The organism is Delftia sp. S65 (assembly GCF_016516495.1).
Taxonomy (GTDB): domain Bacteria; phylum Pseudomonadota; class Gammaproteobacteria; order Burkholderiales; family Burkholderiaceae_C; genus Comamonas; species Comamonas acidovorans.
This window is the reverse complement of sequence record NZ_JACVUR010000005.1, coordinates 137,123-159,928: the sequence shown is the minus strand read 5'-3', so window position 1 is coordinate 159,928 and position 22,806 is coordinate 137,123. Positions and strand designations below refer to the sequence as shown.

At 68.9% G+C, this 22,806-nt stretch carries 21 protein-coding genes and 1 pseudogene; 10 read left to right on the top strand and 12 right to left on the bottom strand.

Features of this window, described 5'->3' with window-relative positions:
- Nucleotides 1-97 precede the first annotated feature (97 nt).
- Nucleotides 98-1,216, bottom strand: a complete 1,119-nt coding sequence (gene mnmA, locus IAE24_RS07025; protein ID WP_199962029.1) for a tRNA 2-thiouridine(34) synthase MnmA — start codon at nt 1,214-1,216, stop codon at nt 98-100.
- A 103-nt stretch (nt 1,217-1,319) separates the two neighbouring features.
- On the opposite strand from mnmA, the gene IAE24_RS07020 reads away from it, so the two are divergent.
- Nucleotides 1,320-2,246 (top strand): LysR substrate-binding domain-containing protein, encoded by a 927-nt coding sequence (locus IAE24_RS07020; protein WP_199962028.1) that lies wholly within the window; start codon nt 1,320-1,322, stop codon nt 2,244-2,246.
- A gap of 8 nt (nt 2,247-2,254) precedes the next feature.
- Here IAE24_RS07020 and IAE24_RS07015 read toward each other — a convergent pair whose 3' ends face one another.
- The 6 genes from IAE24_RS07015 to IAE24_RS06990 all read right to left on the bottom strand — a co-directional run bounded on the left by IAE24_RS07015 (nt 2,255) and on the right by IAE24_RS06990 (nt 9,048).
- Nucleotides 2,255-3,043 (bottom strand): enoyl-CoA hydratase, encoded by a 789-nt coding sequence (locus IAE24_RS07015; protein WP_199962027.1) that lies wholly within the window; start codon nt 3,041-3,043, stop codon nt 2,255-2,257.
- A gap of 11 nt (nt 3,044-3,054) precedes the next feature.
- The gene (locus IAE24_RS07010; RefSeq protein ID WP_200016359.1) at nt 3,055-4,050 is read right to left on the bottom strand and encodes a Bug family tripartite tricarboxylate transporter substrate binding protein; all 996 of its coding nucleotides are present in this window, start codon (nt 4,048-4,050) and stop codon (nt 3,055-3,057) included.
- Between the two features lie 36 nt (nt 4,051-4,086).
- On the bottom strand, nt 4,087-5,253 hold the full coding sequence (locus IAE24_RS07005) for a CaiB/BaiF CoA transferase family protein (RefSeq protein ID WP_199137182.1): 1,167 nt from the start codon (nt 5,251-5,253) through the stop codon (nt 4,087-4,089).
- Nucleotides 5,254-5,670: 417 nt separating this feature from the next.
- Entirely contained in the window at nt 5,671-6,432 is a 762-nt protein-coding gene (locus tag IAE24_RS07000) for a citryl-CoA lyase (RefSeq protein WP_199960423.1), read from the bottom strand.
- 31 nt (nt 6,433-6,463) lie between these two features.
- Nucleotides 6,464-7,963 carry a class I adenylate-forming enzyme family protein gene (locus IAE24_RS06995; RefSeq protein WP_199960424.1) on the bottom strand — a complete coding sequence of 500 codons (1,500 nt, stop codon included), beginning with the start codon at nt 7,961-7,963 and terminating at the stop codon, nt 6,464-6,466.
- Nucleotides 7,964-8,019: 56 nt separating this feature from the next.
- Nucleotides 8,020-9,048 (bottom strand): tripartite tricarboxylate transporter substrate binding protein, encoded by a 1,029-nt coding sequence (locus IAE24_RS06990; RefSeq protein ID WP_199960425.1) that lies wholly within the window; start codon nt 9,046-9,048, stop codon nt 8,020-8,022.
- 153 nt (nt 9,049-9,201) lie between these two features.
- On the opposite strand from IAE24_RS06990, the gene IAE24_RS06985 reads away from it, so the two are divergent.
- The 5 genes from IAE24_RS06985 to IAE24_RS06965 all read left to right on the top strand — a co-directional run bounded on the left by IAE24_RS06985 (nt 9,202) and on the right by IAE24_RS06965 (nt 14,788).
- Complete coding sequence (locus IAE24_RS06985; RefSeq protein WP_013804645.1) at nt 9,202-10,008, top strand: IclR family transcriptional regulator; 807 nt, start codon at nt 9,202-9,204, stop codon at nt 10,006-10,008.
- A gap of 74 nt (nt 10,009-10,082) precedes the next feature.
- Nucleotides 10,083-11,045: a LysR substrate-binding domain-containing protein gene (locus IAE24_RS06980; RefSeq protein ID WP_199960426.1), complete on the top strand. Its 963-nt coding sequence runs from the start codon at nt 10,083-10,085 to the stop codon at nt 11,043-11,045.
- Nucleotides 11,046-11,132: 87 nt separating this feature from the next.
- Nucleotides 11,133-12,557, top strand: a complete 1,425-nt coding sequence (tcuA, locus tag IAE24_RS06975) for an FAD-dependent tricarballylate dehydrogenase TcuA (protein ID WP_199960427.1) — start codon at nt 11,133-11,135, stop codon at nt 12,555-12,557.
- A gap of 5 nt (nt 12,558-12,562) precedes the next feature.
- The gene (gene tcuB, locus IAE24_RS06970; RefSeq protein WP_199960428.1) at nt 12,563-13,765 is read left to right on the top strand and encodes a tricarballylate utilization 4Fe-4S protein TcuB; all 1,203 of its coding nucleotides are present in this window, start codon (nt 12,563-12,565) and stop codon (nt 13,763-13,765) included.
- Nucleotides 13,766-13,807: 42 nt separating this feature from the next.
- Nucleotides 13,808-14,788: a Bug family tripartite tricarboxylate transporter substrate binding protein gene (locus IAE24_RS06965; protein WP_199960429.1), complete on the top strand. Its 981-nt coding sequence runs from the start codon at nt 13,808-13,810 to the stop codon at nt 14,786-14,788.
- A gap of 15 nt (nt 14,789-14,803) precedes the next feature.
- Here IAE24_RS06965 and IAE24_RS06960 read toward each other — a convergent pair.
- The 3 genes and pseudogenes from IAE24_RS06960 to IAE24_RS06950 form a co-directional block, all read right to left on the bottom strand.
- Nucleotides 14,804-15,308: pseudogene (locus tag IAE24_RS06960) on the bottom strand (carboxymuconolactone decarboxylase family protein).
- Nucleotides 15,309-15,446: 138 nt separating this feature from the next.
- Complete coding sequence (locus IAE24_RS06955; RefSeq protein ID WP_199960430.1) at nt 15,447-16,433, bottom strand: tripartite tricarboxylate transporter substrate binding protein BugE; 987 nt, start codon at nt 16,431-16,433, stop codon at nt 15,447-15,449.
- Between the two features lie 51 nt (nt 16,434-16,484).
- On the bottom strand, nt 16,485-17,714 hold the full coding sequence (locus IAE24_RS06950; RefSeq protein WP_013804649.1) for an alpha-hydroxy acid oxidase: 1,230 nt from the start codon (nt 17,712-17,714) through the stop codon (nt 16,485-16,487).
- A 111-nt stretch (nt 17,715-17,825) separates the two neighbouring features.
- On the opposite strand from IAE24_RS06950, the gene IAE24_RS06945 reads away from it, so the two are divergent.
- Entirely contained in the window at nt 17,826-18,743 is a 918-nt protein-coding gene (locus IAE24_RS06945) for a LysR family transcriptional regulator (RefSeq protein ID WP_123694563.1), read from the top strand.
- On the opposite strand, the gene IAE24_RS06940 is transcribed toward IAE24_RS06945, so the two are convergent.
- On the bottom strand, nt 18,706-19,338 hold the full coding sequence (locus IAE24_RS06940; RefSeq protein WP_199960431.1) for a hypothetical protein: 633 nt from the start codon (nt 19,336-19,338) through the stop codon (nt 18,706-18,708). The genes IAE24_RS06945 and IAE24_RS06940 overlap by 38 nt on opposite strands.
- Before the next feature lie 110 nt (nt 19,339-19,448).
- On the opposite strand from IAE24_RS06940, the gene IAE24_RS06935 reads away from it, so the two are divergent.
- Nucleotides 19,449-19,706 (top strand): helix-turn-helix domain-containing protein, encoded by a 258-nt coding sequence (locus tag IAE24_RS06935; protein ID WP_199960432.1) that lies wholly within the window; start codon nt 19,449-19,451, stop codon nt 19,704-19,706.
- 111 nt (nt 19,707-19,817) lie between these two features.
- Complete coding sequence (locus IAE24_RS06930) at nt 19,818-20,579, top strand: DUF1828 domain-containing protein (protein WP_065347101.1); 762 nt, start codon at nt 19,818-19,820, stop codon at nt 20,577-20,579.
- Between the two features lie 19 nt (nt 20,580-20,598).
- Here the strand turns inward: IAE24_RS06930 and IAE24_RS06925 are convergent, their stop codons facing one another.
- Nucleotides 20,599-21,630, bottom strand: a complete 1,032-nt coding sequence (locus IAE24_RS06925) for a LacI family DNA-binding transcriptional regulator (RefSeq protein WP_325100516.1) — start codon at nt 21,628-21,630, stop codon at nt 20,599-20,601.
- Between the two features lie 177 nt (nt 21,631-21,807).
- On the opposite strand from IAE24_RS06925, the gene IAE24_RS06920 reads away from it, so the two are divergent.
- Nucleotides 21,808-22,797: a substrate-binding domain-containing protein gene (locus IAE24_RS06920; protein WP_199960434.1), complete on the top strand. Its 990-nt coding sequence runs from the start codon at nt 21,808-21,810 to the stop codon at nt 22,795-22,797.
- Nucleotides 22,798-22,806 lie beyond the last annotated feature (9 nt).

The window sequence follows — 22,806 nt, the reverse complement described above, 5'->3', positions numbered from 1 at the left end:
GAAGAACAAAAGGAAAAAGAAAAAGGGGCGGTTGTGCCGCCCCCCGTGACGATAGCAAAACGCGCCGGGCCGAATCCTGCCCGGCATCAATGCCGCATCAGTGCGGATCCACCGCCGCGATGATGCCGCCGCCCAGGCACACGTCGCCGTCGTAGAGCACGGCCGACTGGCCGGGCGTGACGGCCCATTGCTGCTCGGGAAAATCCAGCCGGAAGCCCTCGGGCGTGGCGCCCGAGATCAGGGCCGGCGAGTCGGGCTGGCGGTAGCGCGTCTTGGAGCCGTAGGCCTTGCCCTCGGCGGGCGCGTGGCCGGCCACCCAGCTGACCTGGTCGGCCAGCAGCGACCGCGACAGCAGCCAGGGATGGTCATGGCCCTGCACCACGCGCAGCGTGTTGGTGTCCAGCTCCTTGCGCGCCACGAACCAGGGCTCATGGTCGCCGCCGCCGCGCGGCGCGCCCTTTTCCTTGACGCCGCCGATGCCCAGGCCCGAGCGCTGGCCCAGCGTGTAGAACGACAGGCCCACATGCTTGCCCAGCTTGCGGTTGCGGTCGTCGAGGATGTTGCCGGGCTCCTTGCTGATGTAGCGGTTCAGGAAGTCGCGGAAGGGCCGCTCGCCGATGAAGCAGATGCCCGTGGAGTCCTTCTTCTTCGCGTTGGGCAGGCCGATCTCCTCGGCAATGCGGCGCACCTCGGTCTTCTTCAGCTCGCCCACGGGGAACATGGACCTGGACAGCTGGGCCTGGTTGAGGCGGTGCAGGAAGTAGCTCTGGTCCTTGGCCGGGTCCAGCCCCTTGAGCAACTCGAACAGCTGCGTGTCGGGGTTCTGGCGCACGCGGGCGTAATGGCCCGTGGCGATCTTCTCGGCGCCCAGGCGCATGGCGTGGTCCAGGAAGGCCTTGAACTTGATCTCGGCATTGCACAGCACGTCGGGGTTGGGCGTGCGGCCGGCCTGGTACTCGCGCAGGAACTCTGCGAAGACGCGGTCCTTGTACTCGGAGGCGAAGTTCACATGCTCGATCTCGATGCCGACCACGTCGGCCACGGCGGCGGCATCGACGAAATCGACATTGGACGAGCAGTATTCGCTGTCGTCGTCATCTTCCCAGTTCTTCATGAAGATGCCGACCACTTCATGGCCCTGTTGCTTGAGGAGATGGGCCGTGACAGCGGAGTCCACACCGCCCGACAGGCCCACCACGACGCGGTGTTTAGTCATGGGCAGCGATTATCCCCGCGCCCTTCAAAGGCTGCGCGCCACGGGCTTTGCAGCCCTGCGCCAGCAGGAATAATGGCCCTCTTGCCCCCTAGGAAACGCCCGCATGCGCTACGACCTGACCGATCTCAAGCTGTTCATGGCCATCGCCCAGGCCGGCAATCTCTCGCGTGCCAGCCAGGCGCGGCACCTGACGCCCTCGGCCGCCAGCCAGCGGCTGCGCAATCTGGAGCAGGCCCTGGGCTGCCAGCTGTTCACGCGCGAGCACAAGGGCATGCGGCTGACCGAGGAAGGCCACGCCATGCTCGAGCATGCGCGCGGCGTGTTCGCCGCCATCGACGGCATGGAGGCCGAGGCCGCCCTGCTGGGCAGCAGCCTGCAGGGCAAGGCGACGCTGGCGGCCAACAGCTCCTCGCTGCACGGCTTCATCGGCCCGCACATCGGCGAGTTCCTGACCGCCTTTCCCGAGGTGAACCTGACCCTGATGGAGCAGACCAGCGAGACGATTGCCGCCAGCGTGGCCGAGGGCGAGGCCGACCTGGGCGTCTACGCGGGCGAGCCCATGGCGGGCGCCGTGGCCTGCGAGACCTTTGCGCTGGACCGCCTGGTGGTGATCGCCCCGCCCGGCCATCCGCTGGTGCCCCAGCCGGGCGAGAGGCCAGAGGACGGCGAAGGCCCTTCCTGCCGGTTCTTCGACACCCTGTCCCATGCCTTCGTGGGCATGGCGCTGACCAGCAGCAACTACGCCTTTCTGCGCGAGCTGGCCAGGCGCCATGGCCGGCCGCTGCGCTGCCGCATCCACGTGGACGATTTCACCTCCATCGTGCGGCTGGTCTCGCAGGGCGTGGGCCTGGCCATCATTCCGCACAGCATCTACCGCAGGCTTGGCACCGCGCATGCGGTGGCCTGCCTGCCGCTGGAGGAAACCTGGGCACGGCGCCCGCTGCAGCTGGTGCGCTCCAGCGAACGGCCGCTGACGCCCACTGCGCAGCGGCTGCGCAGCTTTCTGAAAGGGCTGGCCGACAAGGCCTAGGCCCGGGTTCAGGGCTGGGGCTGGGGCTGGGCCTGGGCCTTGGCCTGCTTGCGCTCCAGGAAGGCATTCATGTGGTGCTGCGGCTCGCCCGAGTTGAAGGCCGCGCCGAACTCGGCCACGCTGTCGGTGATGGCCGAGTCCACGCCCATGCCCTCCCAGCGGCGCAGCAGGCGCTTTTGCTGGCGCAGCGCCTCGATGCCGATCCCGCCCAGCCCCTCGGCAATCTGCGCGATGCGCGCATCGAGCTGGTCGCCGGGCACGCATTCGTTGAGCAAGCCCCAGCGCTCGGCCTGCAGGGCGCCGATGTTCTCGCCCGTGAGCAGCAGCCAGCTGGCGCGCGTGCCGCCGATCTGCGCGGGCATCATGGCCGCGTGGATCACCGAGGGAATGCCGACCTTGACCTCGGGCATGCCCACCACGGCATCATCGGCCGCGATGCGCAGGTCGGCCGCCATGGCCAGCTCCAGCCCGCCGCCCAGCGTATGGCCCTGCAACCGGGCGATTACCGGCACGGGGAAATGCCGCACCGCGTTGCACAGGTCGCGCAGCCCGCTGATGAAGGCGCGTGCCGAGGCGGCGTTGAGCGACGCCATCTCGCGGATGTCGGCCCCCGCCACGAAGGCGCGCGTGCCCGATCCGCGCAGCACCAGGCAGTGCAGATCGGGGCGCTCTGCCAGTTCGGCCAATTGCGCGGTCAGCGCGCGGATCACGGGTGTGCCCAGGATGTTCAGCGGCCCGCCGCCGGTGATGGTGAGCACGGCGGTCTGCGGGGTGGGAAAGGTCACTTGTGCATGCACGGCAGATCTCCTCAAAGTTTCTCGAATCCGATGTCGCGGATCAGCTGGGACCAGGCGCGGTTGGAGCGCTCCACCGTCTGCCTGAACTGCGCAGGCTCCTGGAAGTCCACGACGGCGCCCTGCTGCTCGATGGTCTTGATCAGCTCGGGCTTTTGCAAGGTCTTGCGCATGGCTTCGCTGAGCCTGGCAAGAATGGCGGGATCGAGCCTGGCAGGCGCGCCCAGGCCGTACCAGGACATGTCGTTCATGGGCTTGAGCCCGGCCTCGGCATAGGTGGGCACGCCCGGCAGGGCCGGCAGGCGCACGGGGCTGGACACGGCCAGCGCACGCAGCTGGCCGCCTGCGATCAGTGCGCCGGAAGACGGCATGTTGTCGAACACCACATCGAGCTGCCCCGCCATCAGGTCGTTGAGCGCCGGCCCCAGCCCCTTGTAGGGCACATGGGTGAGGGTGGTGCCCGTGGTGCTGCCGAACAGCGCACCGCTCAGGTGGCTGAGCCCGCCATTGCCCGAGGAGCCGTAGTTGAGTTTGCCCGGCGCGGCGCGCGCCGCGTCGCTGACGTCCTTGGCGCTCTTGTAGGCCGAGCCTGCGCTGACCACCATCACGCCCGGTACGTTGGCGATGTTGGTGATGGGGGTGAAGTCCTTCACCGGGTCATACGCGGGCTTGGCGTAGACGTTGGGGTTCACGGCATGCGAGCTCTCCACCATCATCACCAGGGTGTAGCCGTCGGCCGGCTGCTTGGCCGCATAGGCCGAGCCCGTGCTGCCGCCCGCGCCGGGGCGGTTTTCCACCACCACGGGCTGGCCCAGCGTCTCGCCCAGGTAGCGGGCCGCCACGCGCGCGATCACATCGGTGGCGCCGCCCACCGCATAGGGCACGACCAGGCGTATGGGCCGGTCGGGATAGCTTCCTGCCCCTGCCGCCCCCGCTGCATACGCCAGCGGCATCCCCGCCAGCGCGGCGGCTGCCACGGCGGCCTTCAGTGCTTTCATGCGTTTCGTCATCCTTGTCTCCTTCTTGGCTTGTCGATGTCTAGGGATTCAGAGGTCCTGCGGCGCCGCACCGAGCACGGGCGGCGGCGGCACCTGGGCGCCGCTGCCGGCCGGCACCATGGGGTTGCGCACCAGCTTCAGCGTGCCCAGCTGCGGGTGCTCCACCGTCTGCAGCATCTGGCGGTGCCGTACCTGCGGATGGGCGAAGACCTGCTCCATGGTGTTGATGCAGCCCCAGGGCACCTGGGCGGTGTCCAGCGCATCGGTCAGGGCCTGCAGCGGCCAGCGGCCCAGCGCCGCGCGCAGCAGCGGGCGCAGCTGCGCCATGCCGGTCAGGCGCGCGGCATTGGTGGCAAAGCGTGCGTCCAGGTGCCAGTCCGTGCCCAGCACGGAGCATAGGGCGGCGAACTGCCCGTCATTGCCGATGGCCAGGATGAAATGCCCGTCTTCGCAGGCAAACACCTCGTAGGGCGCGCAATTGGGATGGGCGTTGCCCGTGCGGCGCGGGTTCTCGCCGCTGACCAGGTAGTTGGCCGCCTGGTTGGCATTCATGGCCACGGCCACGTCCAGCAGCGCCAGGTCGATGTGCTGGCCGCGCCCCGTGCGCTGGCGCTGCACCACGGCCGCCAGCACGGCGCTGGTGGCATACATGCCCGTCATCAGGTCCACCACGGCCACGCCCGTGCGCAGCGGGCCCGCGCCCTCCTCGCCATCGGCCACGCCCGTGTAGCCCATGAGGCCGCCCAGCCCCTGGAACACATAGTCGTAGCCGGGCTTGTGCGCAAATGGGCCACTCTGGCCGAAGCCCGTGATCGACAGGTAGATCAGCCCGGGGTTGATGGCGGCCAGCGCCGCGTAGTCCAGTCCGTGGCGCGCCAGCGCGCCGGCCTTGTAGTTTTCCACCAGCACGTCGGCATCGCGGATCTGGCGCAGCAGCCAGGCATGCGAGGCCGGCTCGGTGAAGTCCAGCGCCACCGACTGCTTGCCGCGGTTGCAGGACAGGAAATAGGCCGACACGGCCTCGCCACCGGGCGCCTGCACGAAGGGCGGGCCCCAGGCGCGCGTGTCGTCGCCCGTGCCGGGACGCTCGATCTTGAGCACCGATGCGCCCAGGTCGGCAAGGTTCTGGGTGCACCAGGGTCCCGCCAGGATGCGGGACAGGTCCACCACGCGCAGGCCGTCGAGGGCGCTGGACAATCCATGGGTTTGTTGCATGGACTCCATGCTCGCGGCATGGCGCGCGGTGGTCCATCGGTCATTGCTTCATGCTGCGTTCGCCTGGGCTTCATGCTGCTTGTGCCTTGGCGCGTCCAGCGGCTTGCCTGCGCGGCAGGCAGGGGCCGGGTCTCGGCCCGGCGGCCGACCCCCTTTCTTGATCGCCAAGAAAGGGGGACAAAGAAGGCGACCCCGAATGTCCGCGACCCTTCGCTTCGCTGCGGGCAACCTGCACCGGGCCGCCTGCGGGGTTCGCCGTGAAACTCACTTCGCGCTGCGCGCTCCGTTCAGACAATCACGGCGAGGCAGATGACGAGGCAGTCCTGTCCTTCGGCAGGACTGCAACCCCGCAGACAACCCGGCGCAGGCGCTGACATACGGGGGAGTTGCTGCGGGCCGTCGCTGCGCTCGGCCCCTTTACCGGGCATGCGCTACTGCTTCCTCCACCGTTTCCCAGATGAACCGGCCCGACGGGCTTTGCTGCTCCTCCACCACATGCGCCACCAGCCCGGCCGCCCGCGAGATGACGGCAAAGCCGCGCATCACGGCCGTGGGCACGCCGATCTCGCCCAGCAGGGCGGCCACGGCCCCTGTGGCATTGATGGTGATGGGCCGGCCCGCTGCGGCGTCCACGGCGGCAGAGAGGATTTCGAGCGCGCGGATTCTGCTGCCCGCCAGTTCGGGTTCGGCGCGGCCCATGTCCAGCAGCTTGTAGGCGCGCGGGTCCACGGGCTTGTGCAGGTGGTGGCCAAAGCCGGGGACGGGGCTTTTCAACGCCTTGTGGTGCCGGGCGATGGCGCGGGCCTCGGCCTCGGGGTCGGCGGCGGCGGCGATGCGATCGAGCAGCACGGCGCAGTTCTCCATGGTGCCCACGAAGGAGCTGCCCACGGCCAGCAGGCCGGCCGAGACGGCGCCCTGCAGGTTCTCGGGCGCGCTCATGTAGATGAGGCGCGTGGCGATGGCGCTGGGCGTGAGGCCATGCTCCATGAGCACAATGAGCACCACATCGGCGATGCGCAGGTCCACGGGGCGCGGCGTGCGGCCCAGGATCTGCATCAGCATCACCTCGGTGAAGGTCTTCTTGCCCATCAGGTCCTCGACCAGGTCGGCATCGCGGTAATGCAGGCTGGTGAGGGTGTGGGTGCACAGGCGGGTGACGGGGGGTTGGTGCGTGGCCATGGCCAGGGTCTCCTTGTGATGGTGTGCGGGATCAACGGGGTGCCAGCGCAAGCTCGCGCACGGCCGTCTTGAGCAGCTTGCCCACGGGCGAGCGCGGCAGGCTGGCGTGAAAGTGGATGCGCTTGGGTGTCTGCACGGGGCCCAGGCGCTGGCGCACGAAGGCGATCAGCTCGGCCTCGTCCGGCCGCTGGTCGGGGCGCAGTTCGGCGCGCAATTGCACGGCGGCCTGCACGGCCTCGCCCCAGTGATCGTCGGGGATGCCGAAGACCACGCACTCATGCACGGCCGGATGCTGGCCCAGGGCGTTTTCCACATCCACGGGATAGACGTTGAAGCCGCCCGTGATGACCAGGTCCTTCAGGCGGTCCTTGAGGTGCAGGTAGCCCTGCGCATCGATCAGGCCCCGGTCCCCCGTGTGCAGCCAGCCGTTCACCAGGGTCTCGGCCGTCTTGCCGGGCAGGCGCCAGTAGCCGCTCATCAGCAGATCGCCGCGCGCCACGACCTCGCCCACCTCGCCCCGGGGCAGCAGGCGGCCGTCGGGCGCCATGATGGCCAGGTCGCTGAACCAGGTGGCCCGGCCCACGGAGGTCCACAGGCCTTCGTCCTCGAAGTCCTCGGGCCGCATGGCCGTGAGGATCTGCGGCGCCTCGGTCTGGCCATAGGTGGTGGCCAGCACGGGGCCGAAGAAGGCGCGCACCTGGCGGATTTTCTCGGGCGGCATGGCGGCGCCGCCGTAGATGAGGCGGCGCAGGCCGGGGAAGTCCGCACGGCTGGCGCCCGGCAGCGCCATCAGCATGTAGATCAGGGTGGGCGGCATGAAGCACACGGTGCCGCCCCGCAGGGCAAAGGCGCTGCGCACGGCCTCGGCACCCGCACCGTCGAGCAGCACATGGCAGCCGCCCTGCGCCAGGATGGGCAGCAGGTAGGTGGACGTGCCATGCGTGATGGGCGCGGCCATGACGTAGCGGTCATGCTCATCGAACCCCCAGGCCTGGATCTGGTTGGCAATGCCGGCCATCCAGGCGCGGCAGGGCTGCATCACGCCCTTGGGCAGGCCCGTGGTGCCACCCGTGAACTTGATGGCCTGGATGGCATCGGCGGGCAGGTCGGGTGTCACAGGCAAAGCGCCGGTCTGCGCCTGCTCCAGCGCCGCCGTGCCCTCGCCCAGCACCAGGTGGATGCCCGGCGCCCCTTGCACCAGTGCAGCGCCGCCCGCATCGCACAGCACGATGGAAGGCTCGGTGGCATCGATGATGCGGCGCACCTCGGACTGCGTGCTCTTGGGATTGAGCGGCACCCAGACCTTGCCGCTGGCCATCACCGCCAGCAGGGCGGCGATATGGTCTGCGCTGTTGCCCGCGCAGATGCCCACGCGGCTTTGCACGGCGGGCTCCAGCGCCTGCAGGCCGGCCGCCAGCGCGGCCACCTTGCAGGCCAGCGCGTCATAGCGAATGCAGCCTCCCGGTGCGTCGATGGCGATGCGCTGCGGCCAGCGTTCGGCCGCGCGCCAGAAAAAATCAATGGGTTGCATGGGGGTCGTCTCCTTGTGGGGCGGTTGTGTTGAGCTTTTGCCGAACGTGTGCCGAACTACTGGGCGGTGGCGCCCGAGGCCTTGACCACCTCGCGCCAGCGCTTGATCTCCGACGCCGCAAAGCTGCGCATCTGCGCCGGGGTGCCGGGCTCGGGCGTGGCGGCCATCTCGCCCAGGCGCTGGCGCAGCTCGGGTGCGGCCAGGGCGGTGTTCAGGGCATGGTTCAGGCGCTCGATCACGGCGGGCGGCGTGCCCGCAGGGGCGGCCAGGCCGAACCACGACTGCACGTCGAAGCCCGCATAGCCCGACTCCGCCAGCGTGGGCACATCGGGCAGCAGCGCCGAGCGCCGGGCGCTGGTGATGGCGATCGCGCGCAGCTTGCCTGCCTGCACATGGGGCAGGGCCGAGGGCGCGTTGTCGAACATGGAATCCACCTGCCCGCCCAGCAGGTCGGTGATGGCCGGTGCGCTGCCCCGGTAGGGCACGTGCAGCATGCGCAGGCCCGAGAGCTGACGGAACATCTCGCCCGACAGGTGGATCGACGAGCCGCTGCCCGACGAGACGAAGCTGATGCCCTGCGCACTCTGCCGGGCGTAGCGCACATAGTCGGCCACGTTCTGTATGGGCAGGCGCGGGTTGACCACGAGGATGTTGGGAATCTTGGCGATCAGGCCGATGGGCTCGAAGTCCTTGACCGGGTCATAGCCGAGCCGGGGGTAGAGCGAGGCATTGATGGTGTTGGCAATGGTGTAGACATACAGCGTGTAGCCGTCCGCAGGCGCCCGCGCCACGGCCTCGGCCCCCACATTGCTGTTGGCGCCCGTGCGGTTGTCCACCACCACGCTCTGGCCCAGCTGCTCGCCCATCCGGGCGGCCACCAGGCGTGCGATCACATCGGTGGCGCCGCCGGCCGCATAGCCCACCACGAGCCGCACGGGCCGGGCCGGCCAGGCCGCCGGCTGCGCCAGCACGGGCGCTGGCGCCAACGCCACGGTCGCGGCGGCCATGCCGGCCAGTGCGCAGGTGAAGGAACAGGCCAGCAGGCGCCGGCGCGCCCACGGATTGAAACGGGCAGGGGTTGTCATGTCTTGTCTCCAGGTGATCGTTCTGATGTCTGCTTATGTCTGCTTGTGTCCGCTTACGTCTGCCTGTGTGGGCTTTCGACGGCCTGCGGCACACTGCGCGCTGCACGCAGGCCCTTTTCTGCCCTGCCTGCAATCACCGGGAAATTCTTTTCCATGCCTTCGCGCAGCACCAATCCAAACGTCCGGCCAGCGGACATTCCAGTCTCCGCCGACGATGCCGGCAGCCGCACGCTGCGCCGTGGCCTGCAGGTGCTGGACGCCGTGCTGGCCGCAGGCCGCGAGGGCCTGCGCGTCGCTGACCTGTGCCGCGCCACGGGGCTGGAGCGCGCCACGGTGTACCGCCTGCTGTCCACCCTGGTGGACAGCGGCTATGTGGCGCACAGGGGGCGCTTCGGCTATGCGGCCGGCCACCGGCTGGCGGCCACGGCCGCCAGCGCAGGCCAGCCCAACATGGCCGTGCGGCTGCAGCCCGTGCTGGAGCGCGTGAGCGCGGGCTGCGCGGATGCGGCCTTTGCCATCGTGCGCGAAGGCGCGGCATCGCACTGCATCGCCCGCCATGTGGGCACGCATCCGGTGCAGATCCTGGTGATCCAGGTGGGTACGCGCCAGCCGCTGGGCGTGGGAGCGGCGGGACTGGCCCTGCTGGCCGCCCTGCCCGATGCCGAGGTGCAGGCCGCGATGGCGGCCAACGCGCCCGTGCTGGAGCAGTACGGCGGCATGACGCCCGAGCGCATGGCCCTGCTGGTGAAGGCCACGCGCCAGCGCGGCTGGTCCGTCATCGGCAACCACGCCACGCGCGGCGTGCTGGCCGTGGGCATGGCGGTGCGCAATGCCGAAGGCGAGCCCGTGGCCGCCGTCAGCGTGGCCTCCACGCTGGAGCGCATGCCCGGCGAGCGCCAGAAGCTGATTGCGCGCTCGATAGGCGAGGCCCTGGCGGCCCTGCTGCCGCGCGGCATCTGAGGCCAAGCCCCCGGTGCAGCGGCCCGCCCGGTCTGCACCGACAATCGCCGCTGCCATCCACAAGCGCCGCCCCCATGGAACTGAGACAACTCCGCTACTTCGTCCGCATCGTCGAACTGGGCTCCATGAGCCGCGCCGCCCTGGACCTGGACATGGTCCAGTCCGCGCTGAGCCAGCAGATCAGCCGCCTGGAAAGCGAGCTGTCCACCCGGCTGCTGCAGCGCACGCCGCGCGGCGTGGTGCCCACCGAGGCGGGCGTGGCCTTCTTCCGCGAGGCCCAGCTCACGCTGCGCCATGCCGAGCAGGCCGTGCGCAGCGCGCAGCAGGCGCGGCTGTCGGGCTCGGTCAGCGTGGGCCTGGCGCCCACCACCTCGGCCATGCTGGGCCTGCCCATGATGCAGGCCATGCGCGCGCGCTACCCCGATGTGCGCCTGCACATGGTGGAGGGCATGTCCGGCCACCTGACCGACATGCTCAATGCGCGCGCGCTGGACATGGCCGTGCTGTTCGACGCCCGCCTGCACGGCGGTCAGGCCCGCGCAGGCGGGCGGCGCTGGCAGGTGCACCCGCTGATCGAGGAGGAGCTGTTCCTGATCCGCGCGCGCGGCCACCACCCCGAGCCGCTGCCGCCGCAGATGGCGCTGGCCGACCTGGCCGGCGAATCGCTGATCCTGCCCACGGGCCTGCACGGCCTGCGCAGCACGCTGGACACGGCCTTCTCGCAGGCGCGCTTCACGCCGCATCTGGTGCTGGAGGTGGATTCGCTGTCCATGGTCATGGCGGCCGTGGATGCAGGCCTGGGCAGCACGGTGCAGCCCTGGGCCTCCATGGGCCGCTATGCCGATGCCGCGCAGCGCTTCGAGTGGTCGCGTATCACGGACAAAGATGCCCTGCGCACCAACTTGCTGTGCAGCCTGTCCGAGGATGAGCTGTCGCCCGCGGCCCTGGCCACGCGCGTGGTGCTGATCGACTGCGTGCGCCAGCTGCTGCGCGGCGGTGCCTGGGCTGGCACGGCCCTCATCCATCACGAAGACTGATACCCCCATGCCGGCGGGCCCCTGCCCGCCGCGCGGCGTTCTCCCTACATTCGCAATCCCCACGATGGCGAATGCAAGGAGAACTCCATGGACCCCGATGTCCTGGTCATAGGCGGCGGCAATGCCGCCCTGTGCGCGGCCCTGATGGCGCGCGAGGCAGGCTGCAGCGTGCTGCTGCTGGAGGCGGCGCCGCACGACTGGCGCGGCGGCAATTCCGGCCACACGCGCAACCTGCGCTGCATGCACGACGCGCCCCAGGACGTGCTGGTCGAGGCCTACCCCGAAGAGGAGTTCTGGCAGGACCTGCTCAAGGTCACGGGCGGCATCACCAACGAGCACCTGGCGCGCATGGTGATCCGCGCCTCCTCCACCTGCCGCGACTGGATGCGCCGCCACGGCGTGCATTTCCAGCCGCCGCTGTCGGGCGCCCTGCACGTGGCGCGCACCAATGCCTTCTTCATGGGCGGTGGCAAGGCCCTGGTCAATGCCTACTACCGCAGCGCCGAAAGGCTGGGCGTGCAGGTGCGCTACGCGTCGCCCGTGGACCGGCTGGAGATCGAGGACGGCGAGTTCAAGGCCGCCTGGGTGGGCGAGCAGCGCATCACCGCAAAGACCTGCGTGCTGGCGGCGGGCGGCTTCGAGTCCAACCGCGAGTGGCTGCGCGAGGCCTGGGGGCAGAACGCGCGCGGCGAATGGCCGTCCGACAACTTCCTGATCCGCGGCACGGCCTTCAACCGCGGCGTGCTGCTGCGCCACCTGCTCGAAGACCATGGCGCCGACCGCATCGGCGATCCCACCCAGGCCCACATGGTGGCCATCGACGCGCGCGCGCCGCTGTACGACGGCGGCATCTGCACGCGCATCGACTGCGTCTCGCTGGGCGTGGTGGTCAACCGGGAGGCCGAGCGCTTCTATGACGAGGGCGAGGACTTCTGGCCCAAGCGCTATGCCATCTGGGGCCGCCTGGTGGCCCAGCAGCCGGGCCAGACCGCTTGGTCCGTCATCGACGCCAAGGCCATTGGCCGCTTCATGCCGCCGGTCTTCCCGGGCGTGCGCGCCGACTCCCTGCCCGAGCTGGCACGCAAGCTGGGCCTGGACGAAAACCGCTTCATGCAGACCCTGGATGCCTACAACGGCGCCTGCCGCGTCGGCCACTTCGACCACACGGCGCTGGACGACTGCCACACCGAGGGCCTGGCGCCCGCCAAGACCCACTGGGCCCGCCCCATCGACACGGCGCCCTTCTACGGCTACCAGCTGCGCCCCGGCGTGACCTTCACCTACCTGGGCCTGGAGACCGACGACACGGCGGCCGTGCACTTTGCCGGCCAGCCCAGCACCAGCCTGTTCGTGGCCGGCGAAATGATGGCCGGCAACGTGCTGGGCAAGGGCTATACGGCCGGCGTGGGCATGTCGATCGGCACGGCGTTCGGCCGCATCGCGGGCCGCAACGCAGCCCTGGCCGCCACGGGCCAACCCGCCGTGCGCGGCGCAGTGACAGAGAAGGCTTGACCGAGATGCAGACCCTGAACGCCCTGGCCCAAGAAGCCCAGGACCTGGCCGCCGGCCGGGTCATTCCCATCCTGCCGGTCTCCACCGAAACCGCCGCCGAAGGCGAGGTGGCGCGCGCCCTGCAGATCTGCAACGCCTGCCGCTACTGCGAAGGCTTTTGCGCGGTCTTCCCGGCCATGACGCGGCGCCTGGAGTTCGGCAAGGCCGATGTGCACTACCTGGCCAACCTGTGCCACAACTGCGGCGCCTGCCTGCATGCCTGCCAGTACGCGCCGCCGCATGAATTCGCCATCAACATCCCCAAGGCCATGGCCGAGGTGCGCGGCCAGACCTATGCCGACTACGCCTGGCCGCCCGCCCTGGGGCGCCTGTACCAGAGGAACGGGCTCACGCTGTCGCTGGCCCTGGCCGCAGGCCTGTCGCTGTTCCTGGTGCTGGCCGTGGCCCTGCAGGGCGGCCTGGGCCGGCTGTGGGGCGCGGATCTGGGCTCCAACTTCTACAACCTGTTCCCGCACAACCTGCTGGTGGGCATCTTCGCGCCCGTGTTCCTGTTCGTGGTGCTGGCACTGGCCATGGGCGTGCGCCGCTTCTGGAAGGACGTCAAGCCCGCCACCGGCGGCGTGGACGTGGGCACGCCGGCAGCGGCTGAGGCCGCGCACGACGTGCTGCGCCTCAAATACCTGGACGGCGGCCACGGCGAGGGCTGCCATAACGAGGACGATGCCTACACCCTGAGCCGCAGGCGCTTTCACCACCTGACCTTCTACGGATTCCTGCTGTGCTTTGCGGCCACGGCGCTGGCCACGGTCTACCACTACGTGTTCGGCTGGGCGGCGCCCTACGAATTCCCCAGCCTGCCCAAGCTGCTGGGCGCCGTGGGCGGCACCAGCCTCATGCTGGGCACCGCAGGCCTGTGGCGCCTGAACCGCAGGCGCCACCCGCAGCATGGCGACGCGCGCCAGAAACCCATGGACCTGGGCTTCATCGCCCTGCTGTTCCTGGTCGCCGCCAGCGGCATGGCGCTGTGGCTGGGCCGCGGCACGCCGGCCCTGGCCCTGCTGCTGTGCCTGCACCTGGGCGCGGTGATCGCCCTATTCGCCACCCTGCCCTACGGCAAGTTCGCGCACGGCGTGTTCCGCACGGCATCCCTGCTGCGCCACAACACCGAAAAGCGCCAGCCCAGCCCCATCGGTCTGGGCGCCGACTAGCCGCATCCGCCCCGATTCCCAGCCAATGACGGAGACAACCCCATGATGAACAAGCGCAACTTCCTGCACGCCAGCGCCCTGGCCGCCTCCCTGCTCGCACTGGCTGCCAGCGCGCAGGCCCAGGACTTTCCTCCCAAAAAGCCCGTGTCCCTGGTCGTGGGCTTCGCCGCCGGCGGCGCCGCAGATGCGGCCGCGCGCCTGATCGCCAAGAAGCTGGGCGAGAACATCGGCCAGAGCGTGGTGGTGGAGAACAAGGGCGGCGCGGGCGGCAACATCGCCCACCAGCAGGTGGCCAATGCGGCGGCCGACGGCTCGGTGCTGCTGTTCGGCTCGGTGGGGCCGCTGACCATTGCGCCGCACCTGATGAAGCTGCCCTACGACCCCTTCAAGGACCTGGCACCCATCTCGGGCGGCGTGAACTTTCCCAACGTGCTGGTGGTGCACAAGGGCGCGGGCGTGAAGACCCTGGCCGAGTTCGTGGCCAAGGCCAGGAAGAACCCGGGCACGGTGGACTACGCATCGACGGGCGCGGGCTCGGCCTCCCACCTGGCAGGCGAGCTGTTCAACCAGCGCGCGGGCATCGACATGGTGCACGTGCCCTACAAGGGCGGCGCGCCCGCGCTGCAGGACCTGCTGGGCGAGCGCGTGACCAGCTACTTCGCCGCGCCGCCCACGGCCCTGCCCCACATCGAGGCCGGCAAGCTGATCCCGCTGGCCACCACGGGCCTCACGCGCCCGGCGTACATGCCCGACATCCCCACGGTGGCCGAAGCCGGCTATCCCGGCTTCGAGGCGCTGAACTGGTATGCCTTCGTGGCACCGGGCAAGACGCCCAAGCCGATGCTGGACCGCTGGAACACCGAGATCGTCAAGGTACTCAATGACCCGGGCGTCAAGGAGGCGCTGAACAAGCACGGCCTCACCCCCCAACCCACCACGCGCACCGAGTTCGCGGCCTTCATGAAGAAGGAGTACGAGCAGTGGGGCAGGCTGGTGAAGGAGCGAAAGCTCTCGGCGGAGTGAGCTGCTTGCAGGCGTTCAGAGCTTGATCGGCTTGCGTGCCACGGGCGCTGCAAAGCCCGCGCACAGGCGGTTCCAGACATTGATGTCTGCCGATGGCATAGGTCAGCTCCACCATCTCGCGCTCGCTGAAATGCGGGCGCAGCGCCTCGAAGTCCTGCTGCTCGGGATGGGCCTGGCTCAGGCGCGTGCAGCGCTCGGCCCAGTTCAGGGCGGCGCGCTCGCGCCCGTCGTAGAAATCCACCTCGGGCCAGGTGACGATGCTGTTGATGCGCTGCAGGTCCTCGCCCCGGGACAGCAGTTCGCGCGTGTGCATGTCCACGCAGAAGGCGCAGCCGTTGATCTGCGAGACGCGCAGGAACACCAGCTCCAGCAGCTGGATGCCCAGGCTGGACTGGTTGAGCAGCGCGTTGATGCCGGCCTGGGCCTTGTACAGCTCGGGGGCCACGGCCTGGAAGTTCAGGCGCGGCGTGGGGGCGGCGAGAGGACGGGCGCCGGTGGCAGCGGAAGACGAAGCGGTCATGGAAAACACTCCTTGAGGGATGTAGCAGCCGGCCGGAATGGCTGGCCCATACCTTCAAGACGCGCGGGGCGTGCGCGTTGTGACAGCGTTGGCGAAAATTCTTTCGCAGCCCCTATCCTCCCTTCCGCCGGCTACCCCTCAATCCGCCACGATGCGCCGCTCCGTGGCGATCTTGCGGTACAGGGCGTTCTCGGCCGCGATCTCGCGCGCGAACTCCTCGGGGCGGTTGCCGATCACGCGCGAGCCCGTGTCCTCGATCTGGCGGCGCACCTCGGGGCTGGCCAGCGCGCGCTGGGCGGCCGCATGCAGGCGCGCCACGATCTCGGGCGACAGCCCCTTGGGGCCGTAGATGCCATAGAAGGCGCTGCGGTTGACCGGCTCCAGCCCCAGCTCCTTGAAGGTGGGCACCTGGGGCAGCTGGGCCAGGCGCTCGGGCGCGGCCACCGCCAGCGCGGTGAGCCGGCCCGCCTTGATGAAGGGCAGGGCCGAGGGCAGGTTGTCGAAGACTATGGGCACCTGGCCCGCCACCGCATCGTTGAGCGCGGGGCCCGATCCCCGGTAGGGCACATGCGTGAGCGACAGCCCCGAGCGGCTGGACATCAGCTCCATCAGCATATGGCCTATGGAGCCCGTGCCCGCCGTGCCGTAGGCATGCTTGCCGGGGTTCTTCTTCACCTCCTCCACGAAGGCCGCAAAGCTCTGCGCCTTGAAGCCCGGATGCACGGCCAGCACATTGGGCGTGGCCGCAATGTTGGTGATGGGCGTGAAATCGGTGAGCGGGTTGTAGGGCAGGCGCGGGTTGATGGCCGGATTGGTGGCCGTGGTGGACACGGTGGCCACGCCCAGCGTGTAGCCGTCGGGCTGGGCACGCGCGGCCTCGTGCGCGCCGATGGCGCCTCCGCCGCCGCCCTTGTTGTCCACAACCAGCGGCTGGCCCAGGGCCTCTGCCATGCGCGGCGCGATCGCTCGCGCCACGATGTCGGTGGTGCCGCCGGCCGCAAACGGCACGATCAGGCGCACCGGGCGCGTGGGATAGGCGCCGGCATCGGCCGCCATGGCGGCCGGTGCGACACCAGCGGCCAGCAGCAGGGCGCACAGGCTGCGGCGTGAAGTGAAGTGGTTCATGGGATGTCTCCTGGGAATGGCTGTGTTTTGAACGGACGGTGGAGGTTTCTGTCAGGCCGATGCGCGGCGCACGATGTGCGAGCGGTCCAGCGCGCCGCAGGAGGAGGCGCCCAGCATGGCCAGGTTGCGGTCCACCTCGTCGCGCAGCAGGCCGATGGCGTGCAGCACGCCGGCCTCGCCGCCCACGGCGGCGGCGTAGTTGAAGGGCCGACCCACCAGCACCATGCGCGCGCCCAGCGCCACGGCCTTGAGCACATCGGAGCCGCGCCGAAAGCCCCCGTCGATCAGCACCGGATAGTCCGGCCCCAGGGCCGCCACCACGTCCTCAAGAATGCGCATGGCCGACACCGCGCCGTCGAGCTGCCGCCCGCCATGGTTGGACAGCACGATGCCGTCGGCCCCCACGCGCCGGGCCTGCAGCGCGTCCTCCACGCTGAGCACGCCCTTGATGACCAGCGGCCCCTTCCAGCGGCGGCGGATGGCCTCGATGTGGCGCCAGCTCAGGTGGTCGCGTGCCGAGAAATCGCGCATCACGCTGGACGACATGATGGGCGCGCCGCGCGTGGCAAACGAGTTCTCGAAATGCGGCATGCCGTGGCGCAGCAGCGTGCGCAGGAAGGTGCCGGCCACCCAGCCCGGGCGCACCATGCCGTCCCAGGCCAGGCGCAGGCTGGGCTTGAGCGGCGTGGAAAAGCCGGTGCGGATGTTGTTCTCGCGGTTGGCGGAGATCGGTATGTCCACCGTCACCACCAGGGTGCGAAAGCCTGCGCGCTCCACGCGGTCGATCAGCGCGTCGATGCGGGCCTGGTCACCAGGGATATAGGCCTGGAACCAGGTGGCCGGGCTCTCGCGCGCCACCTCCTCCATGGGGATCAGCGAGGTGCCGCTCATCACCGACACAATGCCAGCGCGCTGGGCCGCGCGCGCCAGCACCAGGTCACCCCGGTAGGTGGACAGCGCATTGATGCCCATGGGCGCAATGCCGAAGGGGCTGGCATAGCGCTCGCCGAACAGCTCCACGGCCTGCGAGCGCTGCGACACATCGGCCAGCACGCGCGTGGTCAGGCCCCATTCGCCGAACACCTCGCGGTTGTCGCGCAGCGAGGCGTTGTCCTCTGCCGCCCCGGCGATGTAGCCGAAGATGGGCCGGGGCAGCCTGCGGCGCGCGGCCTCCTCGAAATCATGCAGCGACAGCATGCGGCGCAGCACGGCCGGGGCGCGCGGCGCAGGCAGCGCGGATGCCGAAGGCGTGGAGGCAGAGGAGGAAGCGATGGCGGCCATGGTGCGGACCTCGGAATGTTCAGGAACCGGCGCCACTGTAGGCTGCGCATCCATTGAATGAAAGTGGATTATTTAGAATGCACTTGTTCGCTTTTTTCCAATAAAAGACCCATGTCCACACCCTCGGTCAAGCAGCTCGAAGCCTTCTGGTGGGCCGCCACCTGCAGCAACTTCGCCACGGCAGCGCAGCGCGTGCACCTGTCCGTGTCCTCGCTGTCCAAGCGCATCACGGAACTGGAGTCCGCGCTGGGCCAGCCGCTGTTCGACCGCAGCGGCCACCGCGCCGTGCTCACCGATGCCGGCCAGCGCCTGCTGCCCGCCGCGCTGGAGGTGCTCAACGCCATGGCCGCGCTGGGCCAGGCCCTGGACACGCGCGAGGCGCTGGCCGGCCATTGCCGCTTCGGCGTGGGCGACCTGTCGGCGCTGACCTGGCTGCCGGCCTTCGTGGCCGCCGCGCGCCAGGCCCATCCGCAACTGGTGCTGGAGCCCCATGTGGACGTGGGCGGCGTGCTGGAGCAGCGCCTGGACGACGGCGAGCTGGACTTTGCCGTCATCGCGGGCCGCTCCTCGCGCAGCAGCCTGCTGTCCCGCCCCGTGGGCGCCGCGCGCTTTGCCTGGGCCGTGGCCCCCGGCCTGGCAGGCGCGGGCCGCCTGGGCGCCACGGCCCTGCTGCAGCGACATGCGCTGGTCACCCTGCCCCCGCAAGCCGGCACCACGCGCCTGCTGGACGACTGGCTGCTCGCCCAGGGCGCCAGCGTGCGCGAGCGCATCCTGTGCAACAGCTGGGGCGCCGTGGCCGGCATGCTGCGCGCCGGCCTGGGCGTGGGCTTCCTGCCCACCGGCTGGATCGCCGCCCTGGGCCTGCGCGCCGTCGGGGGCGCCCATCCCAAGGCCGCCCTCGCGCCCCTGCACTACGCCTTCCAATGGCGGCGCGGCGACGCCCGCGCCCTGATCCCGGCCATGCAGCAACTGGCGCAGGCGCAGGTCGATTTCACGGTGATGCCGGGGTTGGTGGGGTCAGGGCGATGAAGGCAAGGCAGCGGCACTGCGTCAATTGGCCATCGGTGCCGTCCAGCTTGCACTGCCCATCTGCCCCGATCCGGAAACGCGCGGCATATCCGCATGCCCATGGTGTGAACCAGTAAAAGGGAACGATCAACAGGGACCGCGAATCGATGCGCCCGGTTTTTTTCACCTGCATCTCGACACCGACCACCCAGGCCCAGCAAATATCCGTTCGATCCCGACTCCGTAGTTCAAGCCGCAGCATGGCGCTGCCTCCTTGGGCCAATGCCTTGGCACAGAGCGCCATCGTTTGCTTTGAGCCTTCGCCGCGCTGCACTTGCCAGCCTGGGAGGAGTCGACTCAGGCAACTCGCCACATCGCCAGCCTCAGGGAACAAAGGCAGGCCGGGGGGCAGGCGCAGAGAACGCCATGGCTGCCGTACCGCCACAGCAACACACCGCCGTACACACAGCCAGGCACCCTGTGGGTCCGCCTTTTCGCGCAGGTCCTGCCCCATGGGAAGCGTTCCCCAACGCGTTCTGCCAGATGGCATGCGCCTCTGGTACTGCCATAGCGTGTCGAAGCGCAGATGGGGAATGAAGCGGTGCATCAGATGCATGGACGCCAGCCTTTCCGAAGCAGTTCAAGAGTTGCCTTGCCTCGAATTTAGCAATTTATTGCTAGATCTTCAAGCAACACTTTGCTAGCAAAGTTCTGCAGACTCGCCCGATGCCTGAAAGCTCCCTCAACCAGATCCTTGCCGACAACTTGGCTATCCACATGGAGAAAAAGGGCTTGAAGCAAATGGCGCTGGCCAAAAAATGCGGAGTGGGCCAGACAACGATCAGCCTGTATCTGAGCCCGGATCGGCGCAAGCCGGGCAAGGATGGCAAGGCCGGCTCCGCCAAGCTCACCGAAGTGGAGATGCTGGCAAGGGCCCTTGAAGTGGAGCCATGGGAATTGCTGCGCCCCCTGGACGAAGCTTAGCCATTACGTGTGAACGTACCGGATAAAAGCATTTCGCCCCTCGCGTGTCCGCCCTAGGCGAAGATGCGGGTTGTCCGCACTCGCGCATCCAGAACAGCTGAGGCTCCAACCATGATCTGCCAGAACCTTCTCAACCTGACCGGGTTTGCGTGCCAGCCCATCAACGAGCAAGGCACGCTTGCAAGGATCAACACGCCCTTCTGTTTTGCCGATGGCGACCCCGTGCCTGTGTATGTGCAGAGTTTCGACAACGACGTACATCGGTTTTTCGACGATGGCCAGACCGTCCTGCACTTCATTGGCAGAGGGATGAATTTCTCGTCAGGGCACAAGCTGAGGTTCCTCAGCAACCTGGCGAGCAAACACGGGGCCTCGCTCAATGCCAAGGGCGTCATAGAGATCCTGTCAACGGACTCGTCGTCCGCCGACGCCTTTGCACGGTACATCTCCTGCCTTGTAGCCATCACCCATTGGGAGATGGAGCACCAGGGCGTGGACGCCGATGGATCGGCATTTGCCACGGAGGTAGCACAAGCCCTGCTCCAAAGGTACCCCGGCAAGGAGCTGCAACTTAGGCCCGAATACCTTGGAAGCTCGGGCAAGCGGCATGAGTTGGACTTCAAGATGGAAGGCTCTGGGTATCTGGCCGTCAAGCCAACGCAGCAGTCTGCGGCTCCCGCCCTCTACAAGCTGGTGGACATCACCAACCGGCAAACCAATGACGGCGAAAACATCGTGGTCGTGATCGATGACAGATTCGACAAACAGGCCGCCAAAAACACCCAGCAAGTCTTCAGAAGCATCGTCAGCGACGTGATCCACTTCAGCAAGCTTGTCCCTGCAGACTCTGCAAGCGCTGCGATCGTGCACTGAGCAGGCAAAAGCCCTGAGCCTATGGCAGGGGACTCAAAATCCCCCACTCCACCAACTGCGGCCGCACCTGCACCACCTGCCCCGCGCGCAGGCCTTCGCCATCGATGGCGCGGAAGGCCTCGGCCATCAGGCCTTCGACGTTCTGGCGCACCATGTGCACCGGAAAGCGCAGGCATTCGGCATAGGGATCCCAGTCATAGCTGCCAAAGCTGCATTGCGCCAGTTCCGCATCGGGCAGTCCACGCAGGAAGCGGATGGCGCCCTGCAGCGTGATGCCCGATGAAAACAGCAGCGCGCGCGGCAGGCCGCCCAGGCGCTGGTAGAGCGCGGCCATGGCAAGGCGGGCCGCTTCGGGGTCGTAGCCGCAGCAGAGGATGTGCTCGTCCGCCACCGGCGTGTGGGGCGCCAGGGCTTCGCGAAAGCCGGCCAGGCGCTGCTCGGTGGCGTACTCCTTGCGGACGCCGCCCAGAAAGCAGATGGCGTCCTGCGGCGCACCTGCCGGGGGCCTGGAGCGCGCCAGCAGCAGGCGTGTGAGTTCGGCCGCACCCCAGCGGTTGTCGCTGGTGACGGAGGGCGCCTTTTTCCCGGGAAGATCCACGTTGACATGGCGCACGCCGGCCTGGCGGCATTCGGCGCTGATGGCGTCGGGCCGGGTGGCGCCCGTGACGATGAGGTGCTCCACGCGAAAGGCGATCAGCGAGCGCACGGTCTCCACCTCCAGCGCGCCGTCGCGCAGCGTGCTGACCACCAGCGGGCACAGGCCGCGCGCGTGGGCCATGCGCTCGAAGGCCTGGGACAGCGCGCCGAAGAAGCGGTCCTCGTGCGTGGGAATCACCATGCCGATCAGCCCCGAGCGCTGGCGGCGCAGGCCGCTGGCCTGGCGGTTCACGGCAAAGCTGTTTTCCTGGGCGAGCTGCTGCACGCGGCGCGCGGTCTCCTCGCTGATGCGCCGCGACTGCCAGCTGCCGTTGAGGATGGCGCTGACCGTCGAGGCCGAGGTGCCGGCCAGTTCGGCCAGGTCGTAGATGGTGGAGGTTCGGGGGCGGTTCACGGTGCTCTGCAGGGGTTGGGACGGGAGCGCTCGGCGGCCATCGTAGCCGCTGCGGCAGCGATTCGGGCGGACCGGCACCGGCACGCAGCAGCGGCCCGGGAAATCCCGCATCGGCAATGGAAGTCCATCTGTCTATAGTTTGCGCAATCGATTGTGCAAAACAGAGGGAGGAGCGCCATGTTCCATAAATTCAGCCGGTTCTCGAGGGCACTGTTGGCCTGCACCCTGACGGCGCTGGCAGGCGCCGCCGGTGCCGAGGATGTGTCGGTGGTGGCCAAGGTCGGGGGCATTCCGTGGTTCAACGCCATGGAGACCGGCATCCGCAAGGCAGGCCGCGAGCTGGGCATCTCCAGCGGCATGGTCGGCCCCACCGAGGCCGATGCGGCCCAGCAGGTGCGCGCGGTCGAGGACCTGATCGCACGCCGCAGCAAGGTCATCGCCGTGGTGCCCAACGATGCCAGGGCACTGGAGCCCGTGTTCCGGCGTGCGCGCAGCGCGGGCATCAAGGTGCTCACGCACGAGTCGCCCGACCAGAAGGGCGCCGACTGGAACATCGAGCTGAGCAGCGTCGCGGGCTTTGGCGAGCGCCACATGGACAGCCTGGCCAAGGCCATGGGTGGCGAAGGCAAGTACGTGGTCTTCGTGGGCTCGCTGACCGTGCCGCTGCACAACGCCTGGGCCGATGCGGCCATCGCCCACCAGAAAAAGCAGTGGCCGAAGATGCAGCTGGTGTCCGAGCGCTTCGGCGTGGCCGAGAGCCTGGACGACTCCTACCGCAGCGCCCAGGACCTGATGCGCGCGCACCCCGACCTCAAGGGCTTTCTGGCCTTCGGCAGCCAGGGCCCCATTGGCGCGGGCCGTGCGGTGGCCGATGCGCGCAAAGCCGAGCGCATTGCCGTGGTGGGCTCGTTCTCGCCGGGCCAGGGTGCCAAGCTGGTGCGCGACGGCGTGATCCGCGAAGGCTTCATCTGGAACCCCGCGCTGGCCGGCGAGGTGATCGTGCATGTGGGCAAGATGCTGATCGATGGCCGCGAGCCCACGGACGGCATGGAGATACCGGGCCTGGGCAAGGTGCAGGTGGACCGCGAGCGCCGCAACATCCAGGGCCAGAAGCTGGAGCCGATCAACCGGCAGACCATAGACCGGCTGGTCGGCCTGGGCCTGTGAGCCGCGCGC